The sequence below is a fragment of the Psychroserpens jangbogonensis genome, assembly GCF_000797465.1.
GTDB lineage: Bacteria > Bacteroidota > Bacteroidia > Flavobacteriales > Flavobacteriaceae > Psychroserpens > Psychroserpens jangbogonensis.
The window spans coordinates 118,824-131,881 of sequence record NZ_JSWG01000011.1 but is presented as its reverse complement, the minus strand read 5'-3'; the positions used below and the strand labels follow the sequence as shown (position 1 = coordinate 131,881).

Here is a 13,058-nt window from a genome sequence, read left to right as displayed (position 1 = left end):
TTATTAACATTATTCAGATAATTGCGCAATACAATGGTCAATATCTCTAATTAATGTATTTATTTTAAGCTTAGTTTCTCTGTTATTTTCGTCACTGCCCAGCAGCGAATTTGCCATTTTGAGTGCTTCATACTTATCAGCCCAAGAACTAATTTCTTCCTGTTGACTCATATTTTTTTGTTGTTGAATTGCTAGCTCCTCTGAGATTTTAACGTTGGTCTGCTTCAAAACTTCTAGTTTGTGCAAAACTTTGCTAATTTTATTCTCTAACGAGTCTACAATATCTTCAATTTTACTCATTTACAAAATTCAATACTGATGTAACAAAGTTAACATACCAAATCAAAAATAGCAATAGTTTTAGAATAAATTTTGAATTTATATCTTAACATCAGTCATACAGTAGCTTAGCGAATAATTTAAATTTAGTAATATCTGTTTTTTGAAGTTTAACTTTATTATTTTTGAATTTGATCAAAACAAGTTTTATTTATAAACTATTTATAGAATATTTTCTATATCTAAAATAATTCGATATTTTTACGTTATAGAAATCTGGCATTGCACTTAACAAACATGAAACATATTTATTTAATCCTATTCATCTCTCAATTTGGTTTCAGCCAATCTCCATATCCTCAAGATTATTTTAGGAATCCATTAGATGTTACCTTAGTGTTATCAGGAACTTTTGCTGAACTTCGTTCAAACCATTTTCATTCTGGTTTGGATATAAAAACACAACAGCGTACAGGCTTAGATGTTTATGCAGCAGCTGAAGGCTATGTTAGCCGCATAAAGATTTCTCATTTTGGCTACGGAAAAGCACTTTACATCACACACCCAAATGGCTATGTAACGGTTTATGCTCATTTAGAAAAGTTTGCTCCAGTCATTGAAAAATATATTAAAAGTCTTCAATATGAAAAGGAATCTTATGAGGTTGAAGTATTCCCTTCTCCTGATGAGTTACCAATTAAAACAGATGAGATTGTAGCGTTCTCTGGAAATTCAGGAAGCTCTGGTGGTCCTCACCTACATTTTGAAATTAGAGATAATGCAGAACGACCTATAAACCCAATGCTTTTCGGAATTGATATTACAGACACTAAACGTCCAGTGATATCTGCAATTTACGCCTATCCAAAAGACAGAAAGTCTCATGTTAATGATATTAAAACTAGAAAAGAATTACGTCTCATCCCAAATAAAAATGGTGATTATAACGTAGAACCTATTGAAGCATTAGGAGAAATTGGTTTTGGAGTGGTCAGTTATGATCAACAGGATTTAGCTCATAATAAAAATGGAGTTAGTAACATTCAAACTTTTTTTAATGGAAACAAAAATTTTGAAATGGATTTTAAGCGTTTCAGCTTTGATGAAACTAAACACCTCAATAGGTATATCGATTTTGAAATTTTTAAAACAGAAAAATCTCGCGTTCAGAAGTTATTTGTACAATCTGGAAACACCTTAAGCATGCTGAAAGATGTTTCAGGCGATGGATATATAAAAGTTGAAGACAGCACGTCTTCAGTTTATAAAATTAGAATTCAAGATTTTGAAGGCAATGAGGCTTGGGTTAATATCCCAATAAAAGGAAAGAAAGCAAAAGAAATTCTTGAAGGTTACGATCTTCAACCAACTTACTATGTTCAAGCAAATGAATCACTAAGACTTGAAGACAAGAGTGTTTCTGTATTTTTTCCTAAAGATGCTTTTTATGACAATTTTTATATTGATTTTGCCGTTAGTAGTGACACCTTAACATTGCACAAGGACGTTGTTCCTATTATGAAAAATTACACAATAAGCTACAATATTGAAAACTATTCCGAAGAAGATAAAAGCAAACTCTTTATCGCTAAGCTTTATGGTTACTACAAACGACCATACTACGTCAAAACAACTAGACAAGGTGATTATTTGACCGCAAGAACAAAATCATTAGGCACTTTTACTTTAGCTTCAGACACAATTAGCCCAACAATTAAACCCGTAAACTTTCAAGATGGTAAATGGGCAAGTAAATTAGAAAACATAAAAGTTAAAATTGATGATGATCTATCTGGAATTAGTAATTACAGAGCCACTATTAATGGAAAATGGATTTTAATGGAGTATGATTATAAAAAAGATACACTAACTTATAGTTTTGATGACCGAGTAATTTCTGATAGTGAAAATAATTTGAAAGTAATTGTTATAGATAATATTGGAAATAGTTCTACATTTGAAGCAACGTTTTTTAGAAAATAAAAAAGAAGCCTTTTGAAAATAAACAGTCTACTCCTATTACTCTTATTAAGTTTGCCTCTCATAGGTATTTCACAAAATGCTACTGTTAGAGGTGTTATTCTTGATGATCAACAACAACCTATTTATAATGTAAGTATTAATGTTGGAAACACGGGAACAACCACAAACGAAAACGGATTTTACGAACTTAAAATTCCTGCAAACACTGACGTAACAATCGTATTTACGCATTTATCTCATAAACGAGTTGAAGCTACTTTTAACTTAAAAAATGGCGAGGAAATAGAATTCAATCCTGTCATGAAAATTGAAGTAGAGCAAATCACGACTGTAGTCATAAATAGTAACACAAAACAATCTGTAGAAGGTGTTGTTTCTATTTCTCCTGCGGTATTAAGAACTATTAAAGGTGCGCAACCTGGTGTTGAAAATATTTTAAAAACATTACCTGGAGTTAATATTTCAAATGAATTAAGTACGCAGTATTCTGTTCGTGGTGGAAACTTTGACGAAAATCTTGTGTATGTTAATGAAATTGAAATATATCGTCCATTTTTAATTCGTTCAGGACAACAAGAAGGATTGAGTTTTGTAAATACCGATTTGGTACAAAACGTTGATTTTTCTGCTGGTGGTTTTCAAGCGAAATATGGAGACAAATTATCTTCAGTTTTAGATATCACCTACAGAACACCTATAAATTTTGGAATACGTGCAGAGGCTAGCCTTTTAGGCGGAAGCATTGCTGCTGAAGCCGTTAGTAAAGATTCTAAATTTTCTGGAATTATAGGCTTACGTTATAGAGATAATAGTTTGTTTATAAATTCATTAGAAACTGAAACGAATGTTGTTCCTGTTTTTGCAGATGCACAAACGTATTTAACCTATAAGTTTTCAGATAAATTTCATTTAAATTTCCTTGGAAACATATCACTAAATCAATATGATTTCGAACCACAAAATAGACAAACCAACTTTGGTACATTAGACCAACCTGTTGCTTTATTAGTCTTTTATGAAGGTCAGGAAAAAGATCAATACCTAACTACTTTTGGTGCTTTTAAAGCCAATTACTATCCAACTGAAGATCTTACCTTAAAATTGATAACGTCAGCTTACCATACTACAGAAGAAGAATACTTTGATATTTTAGCGCAATACAGACTAGGTGAAGTTAATAGTAATATTGGAGATGAAGACTTAGGTGAAGTTGAGTTTAGCGAAGGTATTGGATCTCAATTGACACATGCAAGAAATGATTTAGATGCTTTAATTTTTAATATTGAACACAAAGGTGATTATAAATTAGACGAAGAAAACACTCTTGAATGGTCTGTAAAATATACTCATGAAGATATTAGAGATCGCTTGGTAGAATGGGAAGTTATTGATAGTGCTGGTTTTTCAGTGCGACCTCCTATTTTCGATATACCAAATAATCAGCCATACGAACCTTTTGAAGGTCCTTTAGTAGCTTTTCAAAACGTAAGAGCAACGAACGAAGTTCAAATTGATAGAATTCAGGCCTATGCGCAATGGAGCAAACGTTCAATGCTTGGAAATCACGAAGTGTTTTACAATGCAGGTGTGAGAGTTCATAATTGGACTGTAAACAGTAAGATTCCAAATCAAGATGGTGTGTCAAGTTCTACTCAAACGGTATTTAGTCCAAGAGCGCAATTTGCAATTAAACCAGATTGGGAAAAGGATATGCTTTTTAGAATCGCAGGTGGAATGTATTACCAGCCTCCTTTTTATCGAGAATTAAGAGATTCTTCAGGAACTGTTCAACCAGACGTGAAGGCTCAAAAATCTATTCATCTTGTTTTAGGAAACGAATATAGTTTCGAAATGTGGGAACGACCTTTTAAGTTGGTTACTGAAGCGTATTATAAAAATATAACTGATGTTAATCCGTACACCTTAGAGAACGTTAGAATACGTTATAGGGCTCAGAATAATGCAACAGCTTATTCATACGGACTTGACATGCGTTTAAATGGTGAATTCATTCCAGGCACTGAAAGCTGGTTCAGCTTTGGATATTTAAAAACAGAAGAAAATATTGATAACAGAGGTTATATTGCAAGACCTACAGATCAACGATTAAAATTTGGAGCTTTGTTTCAAGACTACATGCAAGCGCTTCCAGATTTAAAAATGTATTTGAATCTTGTATACAATACTGGTGTTCCAGGTGGTTCTCCGAGTTATGCAGATCCTTACCAGTTCCAAAATCGCTTACCAGACTACAAGCGTGCTGATGTAGGTATTTCATATCTTTTGGTAGACGCTAATAAAACGTATACTAAAAAGTGGAAACAACGTGTAAAAGAACTTTCTATTGGCTTTGAGATTTTTAATATTTTCAATGCTCAAAACTCAATTACCAATACTTGGGTTCGTGATGTATACAGTAAACGTCAGTTTGGAGTACCAAACTTTTTAACGCCTCGTGTTTTTAATGTGCGTATGAGTGCTAGATTTTAGACAAATTCTTTCAAAACCTCAATAACGTAATCAACATCTTCTTTGGTGTTAAATGTACTAAAGGAGAATCGCACAGAAGGGCGATTTAAATGTTCCTCGTCTAAAATCTGACTTAGCACATGAGAGTTCTGCGAACTTCCACTTTGACAAGCACTTCCTTTAGAACATGCAATTCCTTTTAAATCTAGCTGAAACTGAAGCAAAGAAGCCTTTTCAGGAGCAATCGGTAAGCAAACATTAATCAGTGTATATGTGCTATTTTGACTATCAGAACTACTTCCATTGAAAACAACTTTAGGAAAGACTTGTTGTAACTTTTCAATAAAATAGGTTTTAATATCTAATATATACTGACGTTCAACTTCAAGATTATTATAAGAAAACTTTAAAGCCTCATCAAGGCCAACAATATTGTGAATAGATTCTGTTCCTGCTCTATAACCTCGCTCCTGTTCTCCTCCAAAAATGGACCCTTTGATACCAGAGTTTTTTCTAATAAATGCAAAACCAACACCTTTTGGACCATGAAATTTATGTGCACTAGCTGCAAGGAAATCCATAGGGATATTTTCTAAATCTAATTTATAATGCCCAATAGACTGCACAGTATCACTATGAAACAATGCATTGCTGTTTTTACACAAATTAGCAACCAATGACAGATCCAATTTGTTTCCAATCTCATTGTTGATGTGCATTAAACTTACTAATTGCTTAGTATCAGAATTTAATAATTGCTCTAAATGAGTATAATCGATATGACCATCAGGTTTTAAGTTGACATACTTTACTTTAATTCCGTATTCCTTTTCAAGAATTTCAACCGTATGCAAAATTGCATGATGCTCAATTTTAGATGTAATTATTTCTTCTACACCTAAATCTCTAACCGCACTTCTTAAGATTAAATTATCAGCTTCAGTACCTCCTGAAGTGAATACAATTTCAGAAGCTGACACGTTAAAATGTGATGCAATAGACTTTCTACATGTTTCAATTATAGATTTAGATTGTCTTCCATAACTATGTGTTGATGAAGGATTTCCGAAATTTATTTTCATAATTTCAGTCATGCGGTCAATAACCTCGTCACGCATTTGAGTAGTTGCAGCATTATCTAAATAAACAGTATTCATAAATAATTAAAATAGGAGTACAAAGATGCAATAATCTTATGGTAAATAAAACCATAAATGTTCTATCAAAATTATTTGTTAATCGTATCGTTATAAATTTACAAATCTCTATTTTTGTTTCTTAATGAATTACAGCATGCGAAAATTTCTTTATATACTTTGTTTTGGACTTTTATTGACCACCTGTGACGATGGAGATATATTTGAGGTAACCTTAGATTTTGAAGATACATTTGAGCAATGTGGCAATAGCAGTTTAGTGTTTTATAAAATCAACGAAAGCACATCTGAAACCTTATCTATTCAGCTTACAACTTTAACACTTGAAGATATTCTAGAGGTAGATGATGACAATCTTTATGAAAACACATTGTCTTTGGCGAGTTCAAATGCTTTTAATTACAGGTCATATGGTAGAATACCAACTAGCAATTTTTTCTGTAATGACATTCCTCCTTCTGATCTACAAATAGAAAAAGATGAAGTAAGTATTTCGGGTGAAGTATATATTAAAACGATCTTGGTTGAAGATGATAATGATGGCATACCAACAGAACTTGAAGACGAAAACTTAGATGGTGATAATGATCCTGATACAAATCCAACAGATACCGATGGTGATGGTATATATGATTATTTAGATGCTGATGACGATGGTGACAACGTACTAACAACTAGCGAAGGTGTTAATTACACCGAAGAAGATGGTCTTATAAACGCCTTAGACACTGATGGCGATGGTATTCCAAATTACTTAGACAAAGACGATGATGGTGATGGTGTCGATACGCGTGATGAAGAAAACATCAACGTTAACCAGAACCCAACTGATGATGTAACCGATCCAGATTTCGGAGAAGCTGATTATTTAAATGATCAAGTCTTCACAACTGTAGTAGCCACAGCTTTTAGAACACATACTATTAGAATGATATATACGGTAACGGCACTTGTTTCTGAAATTTCATTACCATCAATTACACAACAGACTTTAGATTTTGGTGTTTTAGTTGATCCTGGTACTTTAGATTCTAGAGTTGGGACTCCTATTTTTAATTAGGGCTTACATTCTGAAAAATATAAACTTCAGTTGCACCATTACCATACTTCTGTAAATCAGCTTGGTAATACTTTATATTCTCGTAACGTCTAAAAAGAGTTTCTAATTCCATTTTTAGCACGCCTTCTCCTACACCATGAATAAATACTATTTTCTGAATGCGTTTACGCATTGCGAATTCTAATTGTCGCTTAGCTGTATCCAATTGAAGTGTGAGTATATCGTAATTAGTCATTCTTCTATTAGAATCTGTAAGCTTATGAATATGCAAATCAACCTCCATTGCTGGCAGATTACGATCTTTTGGCTTCTTTCTTACGGATTGCTTCTTTGAATGAAGTTCTTTTTGCCTAATAACATCATCTAAGCCTTCATTTGAAAAGATCTCACTAGAAAAAGACTTGGTTTTAATGAGTTCATTAGATTTAAATTCTAAAACAAAACCATCAGAGGTTTCGACGCCCACAATATCGCTCTTTATCTCAACGATAATACCAGAAATATCATCATCTAATACTGAAACCTTATCCCCAATTTGAAAATTCATGAACTTGATTCATTTTGATTGTTTTCATCTTGATCTTTTTTGCTAGGAATATTTCTGGACACTCTATAGATACCCATCATTAAAACTACAACTCCTCCAATTAAAATATATTGATTTTGTTCTTCTTCAGCTTGAGCGTAAATGGCTACAAATGCGCCAGTTATGATTAAAATGTAGCTAATTATTCTAGACATTATGATAGTTTAACGTTAAAAAAATACGATTTATCGAAATTAAACTATTATCACTAATAATCAAGCAGTTATTTATTAAATTTAATAGGGATTAAAATTTATTCGCTATGAAAAAAATTACACTCTTGTTTTTATTTTTCGTCGGGATAGCACTACATGCACAAGTTGGTATTAATAATACAAACCCAAGAACAGAATTAGATGTAGAAGGAGCTCTTGCGTTACGAGAAGGCAATGCATTATCACTAACTAATGGTAATACCAATTTGAATATTGGCCTGGGAGCCACACCTTATTCATTTTACAGAATTACAGGACCAACAGCAAACTTCACAATTGGAAGTATTGTTCCTACTACTGATGCAGATGGGCAAATTGTTACCTTAGAAAACACAACGACTGCTCCAATGACAATTAGGCACAACGCTGGTGGAGCTGGTATTAATAGGATCTTATGTCCTGGAGCACAGAATTACACCTTGTACGGACAATATGCAACTGTTACTCTACAATACAACGATACTCAAAACAGATGGGTGATTATAAATCGGGTTGATGCTCGCTATGGTGATAATATTCAAAGTGTCGTTGGAACATCAGATATTGCTATAAATACAGCAACATTTACTGACATGACAGACATGTCTATTACCTTCACTCCACAACATGATACTGTTTATCTAAATTTTGGTGCATCTGGATTTTCAGATATTGCTAATGGCATTCAACAGTATGTTGAATTAAGATTAGTAAATGTAACTGCCGGGAATAGCGTATTAGCTGGCACTACATCTGTAACAACAGATTTTGATTTTGATGATATTCTGGGCTCCATTTCAATTTCTTCTTGGAATGCTCATTTTACAATGTTTCCAGTAAGCGTAACACCAGGAGTTTCTACAACACTAAAAATACAATGGATGCGAAGCGGTAATTTTCCTGCTTCAGTTTTTAATAGTGTGAATTCATCACCAAATGATTCACATAGAAACTTAACAATTTTAGATTAGTGATTATGAAGCCAATAAAAAATCTAATTCTTTTACTTCTCCTTTTTTCTATTAATTCTATTGCATTTGGTCAAGAAGTGAAAACAAATAGTGATTCAATAAAAGCAAAAAAAACAAAAGTAAAATCAAATTTCAATTCAAGAAAGGCTGCTATTGTTAAAAATGAAAAATCTAAAAACAACAATAAACAAAAAGCTAATTCCAACTCTAGAGCAACAAAAAGAGACTATTTACTTGAAAATGATTCGATTAATTCAAAGACCTCAAAAAAAAATAATCAATCAAATAGATTATCAAGTAAAAAAAGAGTTATTTTTAAAGACACATTAAGTCGTGTTCAAGTTAAGAAACAGAACAAAAAACCATTCATTAAAACCGACTCCTTAAAACAGAAATAAGTCAGTAATAATCCATTATGAAACATATATATACCCTCATAATTACAATTCTTATAACGAATTTTACTCTAGCACAAGCAGACTTATTTGTAAGTAGTGGTAGCTTTATTTTTGTTGATGGTTCAGGTTTTACTAGTGCTCCAAATGTTGCACCATTATATGTGACAGATGATATTAGTTTAAATACTAATGGCTTTATCTATCTAAGAAACCAAGCACAGCTAATTCAAGGTAATAATATAGGAAATTCAGGATTAGGAAGATTAAGTGTGTTCCAAAATGGAACTGTACACAATTGGGCATACAACTACTGGTGTTCTCCTGTAGGAAATGTTTTTGAAGACGATGGAACGACTCCTCTTAATAATAGTGTAAATAATCCTTTTAAAGCGTTTAATCAACTTTTTGATTTTATAGGAGATCCAGACCCTGCCTTAAACCCTATTACAAGTAATCCTGCAACTTTCATTACTGGATATAATGGTGTTTCAACTCCTCTTCAAATCTCAAACAGATGGATTTACACCTTTAACCCAGGAACAGTATATAGTGAATGGGATTATATTGCTCATTTAGGAAATGCTAATCCTGGTTATGGTTTTACAATGAAAGGTACTAGTGGCTCTGGCAATAACCAACTTTATGATTTTAGAGGCAAAGCAAATAATGGAACGATGACAACATCTGTCTTAAATGGTGAGCTAACTCTTGTTGGAAATCCTTACCCTTCGGCAATGGATGCAAGAGCCTATATTTGGGATAGTACTAATAGAAATTCAATTAGTGGGACACTTTTCTTTTGGGAACAAGACTTATCTGTAAATTCTCACTATCTAGCACAATACGTTGGTGGTTATGCAACATATACTATCAATGAACTTGCAACCCTAGAGAGTTTCATTTCTGCAACATTCGATACTTACAATGCAGATGGCACTACATTAGCGACTGGACCGTCTAGCACAAGTTCAAAGCGGGTTTATAGATATATACCTATAGGACAAGGTTTCATGATTGAAGGCAATAGCGCTAATACTACTGCTAGAACTAATAATGCCATGAGGATTTTTGTAAAGAAAGGTGGTACTCAAAGTGAGTTTTTTAGAACTACAGAAAATACTACTATTTCATATGATGATTTAATTTACAATGAAGATGGTCTACAAATCATTCCAGATGATTATAAACGTTTTAGAATTAATATAGACTTTAACGAAACATATACAAGACAATTATTACATAATTTTCATCAAAGTGCAACTAGTGATTTTGATTACGGCTTAGAATCAAAAAGCTCTTCTAGTATTGATTCTGACGGTTACTGGGTGTTAAATGATGAAGCTTATGTTGCACAAGCTCATGATTTTTCAATAGACTTACGAATACCTGTTGTGGTGAAACTTTCTGAAAATCAACCTTTAAGATTTAGAATTTTTGATATTCAAAACTTTGACGACTCTCAACCTATTTACTTACACGATACTGAAACTAATCTATATGTAGACCTTAGGCAACAAAATTATGGTTTAAATTTAGATCAAGGGGTTTATGATAATCGCTTTGTAATCACTTTTTCAAATGAAGACACATTAAGTAATGAAGAAGTTACGGTTTCAGATTTTATAGTTTTTCAAGACAATAACAATTCCCAACTAACAATAAAAAATCCAAATAGCATATCTATTAATAAAGTCACTCTCTTTGATGTTTCTGGAAAGCAAGTATTTAACGCAACGGATTTAGATCATCAAGATACATATCGATTTTCAACAAAAAACCTCAGCGATGGTATTTATGTGACTGTAATTAGCCTAGATAACAACAATACTCTTTCCAAAAAATTGGTGATTAAAAACAAGTAGACAATACGTGTTTCTTTTCTAAGTTTTGTTATTTTTGAATACCAATTATTGAATTTATGTCTTCTCTAGAGGAATTTATGTTGCCTTGTTTAAACAAAAAACTTTTGGGTTTTGAATGTATGGGTTGCGGAATACAACGATCTGTTGCCTTAATATTTCAAGGGGAATTTGTTGCAGCATTTTATATGTATCCTGCGATTTTCACACTTATATTATTATTTGCCTTTTTTGGGCTTAATTATTTCAAAAATTATAAATTTGCTAGTAAGATTATTATTCCCTTAGCTATTATCAATGTTGTTATTATTTTAGGGAACTTTATTTTAAAAACTTTTATTAACTAACATCAACTTTTATGGACCAACTAGTACAAAAAAAATTACCCAACGCAACAACTGCTTTAATTTTAGGAATAGTTTCATTTATTGGATGTTGCTGCACAAGTGGTTTTGGTGGAATTGTTCTATCAGGAATTGCATTATTTTTAATTAAGAAAGATGAAAAACTATATGCTGAAGATCCAGACGCATATAGCAACTTCGGTCAACTAAAAACTGCAAAAATAATAACCATTATTGGGTTAGTAATAAGTATCATAATTGTGATTATTTATCTTTACTTGATGAGTACTGGTCAATTAGATGAAATGAGAGATCAATATATGGACGTGCTAAAGGAAATGCAAGAAAACCAATAGTATATAATATAGATTTAGATTAAAAAAAAAGCGACCAAATGGTCGCTTTTTTTTTAATTATAATTTATGAATTATTCAAACTCATGAAGTGTTTTTGTGATAATTGAAACACAATCTAACATTTGCTCTTTAGTCATTACTAAAGGTGGTGCAAAACGAATAATATTACCATGTGTTGGTTTAGCAAGTAGACCATTGTCACGTAATGCTAAACAAATGTTCCAAGCAGTATCGCTATCTTCATCATCATTAATCAAAATAGCATTTAAAAGCCCTTTACCTCTTACTAAGTTCACTATAGAACTAGTTTCGATATATTTGTTAATTTCACTTCGAAACAATTCTCCTAATTGAAAAGCATTTTCAGCTAAACTTTCATCTTTTACAACTTCAAGAGCTGCAATAGCAACTGCAGCAGCAATTGGATTACCTCCAAAGGTACTTCCATGATTTCCGGGCTGAATAACATTCATGATCTCGTTATTAGCCATTACAGCTGAAACAGGATACAAACCTCCACTTAGTGCTTTACCTAAAACTAAAACGTCTGGTTTAACATCTGGAGTCCCTGAACAATCTTTATTTGGACAACTACAATTTCCACAGCTAGCAAGTAATCTACCTGTTCGTGCTATTCCTGTTTGAACTTCATCTGCTATGAATAACACATTATATTTTTCACATAAAGCCTTAGCTTCCATTAAATAAGTTTCACTAGGCACAAATACTCCTGCTTCACCTTGTATAGGCTCTACCATAAAGCCACCAACATTTGGATTGGTACTCAAAACAGATTCTAAAGCTTCTATATCATTATAGTCAACCTTAATAAATCCATCTGTGTAAGGTCCGAAATTTTTTCTTGCGACTGGATCATTAGAAAATGAAATGATCGTTGTAGTCCTACCATGAAAATTGTTTTTACAAACAACAATCTCAGCTTTATTCAAATCGATTCCTTTAACTTCGTAAGCCCATTTACGGCAAAGTTTTAAAGCTGTTTCTACAGCTTCTGCTCCTGAATTCATAGGTAGCATTTTGTCAAATTTAAAGTACTCAGATGCGTACTTTTCATACTTCCCTAGCATATCATTGTAAAATGCTCGAGAAGTTAGAGTCAAGCGTTGTGCTTGCTCAGTCATAGCGTTAACTATCTTTGGATGACAATGTCCTTGGTTTAAAGACGAATAAGCCGATAAGAAGTCATAATACTTTTTACCTTCTACGTCCCAAACATAAACACCTTCACCTTTAGTTAGTACTACTGGTAATGGATGATAATTTTGCGCTCCATACTTGTTTTCTAGTGCCATCGCCTCTTGCGATGAAATGTGGTCTAAAACAGCCATTTTAAATAATTTAAGGTTTATGCCTAATTCTAAAAAAAGGCATCGTCTGATAT

The 13,058-nt window shown here is 32.6% G+C and carries 13 protein-coding genes; 8 read left to right on the top strand and 5 right to left on the bottom strand.

Annotated features, from left to right (window positions below; genetic code table 11):
* Nucleotides 1-9 precede the first annotated feature (9 nt).
* Nucleotides 10-300, bottom strand: a complete 291-nt coding sequence (locus RH81_RS11855) for a hypothetical protein (RefSeq protein ID WP_033960563.1) — start codon at nucleotides 298-300, stop codon at nucleotides 10-12.
* A gap of 276 nt (nucleotides 301-576) precedes the next feature.
* Between RH81_RS11855 and RH81_RS11850 the strand changes: the two genes are divergently transcribed.
* Together RH81_RS11850 and RH81_RS11845 are read left to right on the top strand one after the other, a co-directional pair.
* On the top strand, nucleotides 577-2,262 hold the full coding sequence (locus RH81_RS11850) for a M23 family metallopeptidase (RefSeq protein ID WP_033960562.1): 1,686 nt from the start codon (nucleotides 577-579) through the stop codon (nucleotides 2,260-2,262).
* A 12-nt stretch (nucleotides 2,263-2,274) separates the two neighbouring features.
* A complete protein-coding gene (locus RH81_RS11845) occupies nucleotides 2,275-4,752 on the top strand; it encodes a TonB-dependent receptor (RefSeq protein ID WP_033960561.1) in 2,478 nt (825 codons plus the stop codon).
* Here RH81_RS11845 and RH81_RS11840 read toward each other — a convergent pair.
* Nucleotides 4,749-5,888, bottom strand: a complete 1,140-nt coding sequence (locus RH81_RS11840; protein WP_033960560.1) for a cysteine desulfurase family protein — start codon at nucleotides 5,886-5,888, stop codon at nucleotides 4,749-4,751. The genes RH81_RS11845 and RH81_RS11840 overlap by 4 nt on opposite strands.
* Before the next feature lie 136 nt (nucleotides 5,889-6,024).
* Here RH81_RS11840 and RH81_RS11835 point away from each other — a divergent pair, with 136 nt between their 5' ends.
* On the top strand, nucleotides 6,025-6,948 hold the full coding sequence (locus RH81_RS11835; RefSeq protein ID WP_033960559.1) for a hypothetical protein: 924 nt from the start codon (nucleotides 6,025-6,027) through the stop codon (nucleotides 6,946-6,948).
* Here the strand turns inward: RH81_RS11835 and RH81_RS11830 are convergent.
* Nucleotides 6,941-7,495, bottom strand: coding sequence for a Smr/MutS family protein (locus RH81_RS11830; protein WP_033960558.1), 555 nt, complete (start codon nucleotides 7,493-7,495; stop codon nucleotides 6,941-6,943). The two genes, RH81_RS11835 and RH81_RS11830, sit on opposite strands and share 8 nt — an antisense overlap.
* Nucleotides 7,492-7,689, bottom strand: a complete 198-nt coding sequence (locus RH81_RS11825; protein WP_052172544.1) for a hypothetical protein — start codon at nucleotides 7,687-7,689, stop codon at nucleotides 7,492-7,494. Before RH81_RS11825 ends, RH81_RS11830 begins: the two co-directional genes overlap by 4 nt.
* Before the next feature lie 107 nt (nucleotides 7,690-7,796).
* Here RH81_RS11825 and RH81_RS11820 point away from each other — a divergent pair, with 107 nt between their 5' ends.
* From RH81_RS11820 to RH81_RS11800, 5 genes are read left to right on the top strand one after another with little or no spacing between them, the layout of a single operon-like run.
* Nucleotides 7,797-8,699 (top strand): hypothetical protein, encoded by a 903-nt coding sequence (locus tag RH81_RS11820; protein ID WP_033960556.1) that lies wholly within the window; start codon nucleotides 7,797-7,799, stop codon nucleotides 8,697-8,699.
* 5 nt (nucleotides 8,700-8,704) lie between these two features.
* Nucleotides 8,705-9,097, top strand: a complete 393-nt coding sequence (locus RH81_RS11815) for a hypothetical protein (RefSeq protein ID WP_033960555.1) — start codon at nucleotides 8,705-8,707, stop codon at nucleotides 9,095-9,097.
* Nucleotides 9,098-9,114: 17 nt separating this feature from the next.
* A complete protein-coding gene (locus tag RH81_RS11810) occupies nucleotides 9,115-10,959 on the top strand; it encodes a T9SS type A sorting domain-containing protein (protein ID WP_033960554.1) in 1,845 nt (614 codons plus the stop codon).
* Between the two features lie 56 nt (nucleotides 10,960-11,015).
* The gene (locus tag RH81_RS11805; RefSeq protein ID WP_033960553.1) at nucleotides 11,016-11,303 is read left to right on the top strand and encodes a DUF2752 domain-containing protein; all 288 of its coding nucleotides are present in this window, start codon (nucleotides 11,016-11,018) and stop codon (nucleotides 11,301-11,303) included.
* Nucleotides 11,304-11,314: 11 nt separating this feature from the next.
* A complete protein-coding gene (locus RH81_RS11800; RefSeq protein ID WP_033960551.1) occupies nucleotides 11,315-11,656 on the top strand; it encodes a CCC motif membrane protein in 342 nt (113 codons plus the stop codon).
* Nucleotides 11,657-11,727: 71 nt separating this feature from the next.
* On the opposite strand, the gene rocD is transcribed toward RH81_RS11800, so the two are convergent.
* Nucleotides 11,728-13,005 carry an ornithine--oxo-acid transaminase gene (gene rocD / locus RH81_RS11795; protein WP_033960550.1) on the bottom strand — a complete coding sequence of 426 codons (1,278 nt, stop codon included), beginning with the start codon at nucleotides 13,003-13,005 and terminating at the stop codon, nucleotides 11,728-11,730.
* Between the last annotated feature and the right edge of the window lie 53 nt (nucleotides 13,006-13,058).

What these genes read in the sequence shown, in the direction of transcription:
- RH81_RS11850 (WP_033960562.1), top strand. Translation starts at nt 577, where the DNA reads ATGAAACATATTTATTTAATCCTATTCATCTCTCAATTTGGTTTCAGC.
- RH81_RS11805 (WP_033960553.1), top strand. Translation starts at nt 11,016, where the DNA reads ATGTCTTCTCTAGAGGAATTTATGTTGCCTTGTTTAAACAAAAAACTT.
- RH81_RS11800 (WP_033960551.1), top strand. Translation starts at nt 11,315, where the DNA reads ATGGACCAACTAGTACAAAAAAAATTACCCAACGCAACAACTGCTTTA.
- RH81_RS11835 (WP_033960559.1), top strand. Translation starts at nt 6,025, where the DNA reads ATGCGAAAATTTCTTTATATACTTTGTTTTGGACTTTTATTGACCACC.
- RH81_RS11840 (WP_033960560.1), bottom strand. Translation starts at nt 5,888, where the DNA reads ATGAATACTGTTTATTTAGATAATGCTGCAACTACTCAAATGCGTGAC.
- RH81_RS11820 (WP_033960556.1), top strand. Translation starts at nt 7,797, where the DNA reads ATGAAAAAAATTACACTCTTGTTTTTATTTTTCGTCGGGATAGCACTA.
- RH81_RS11830 (WP_033960558.1), bottom strand. Translation starts at nt 7,495, where the DNA reads ATGAATTTTCAAATTGGGGATAAGGTTTCAGTATTAGATGATGATATT.
- RH81_RS11855 (WP_033960563.1), bottom strand. Translation starts at nt 300, where the DNA reads ATGAGTAAAATTGAAGATATTGTAGACTCGTTAGAGAATAAAATTAGC.
- rocD (WP_033960550.1), bottom strand. Translation starts at nt 13,005, where the DNA reads ATGGCTGTTTTAGACCACATTTCATCGCAAGAGGCGATGGCACTAGAA.
- RH81_RS11815 (WP_033960555.1), top strand. Translation starts at nt 8,705, where the DNA reads ATGAAGCCAATAAAAAATCTAATTCTTTTACTTCTCCTTTTTTCTATT.
- RH81_RS11810 (WP_033960554.1), top strand. Translation starts at nt 9,115, where the DNA reads ATGAAACATATATATACCCTCATAATTACAATTCTTATAACGAATTTT.
- RH81_RS11825 (WP_052172544.1), bottom strand. Translation starts at nt 7,689, where the DNA reads ATGTCTAGAATAATTAGCTACATTTTAATCATAACTGGCGCATTTGTA.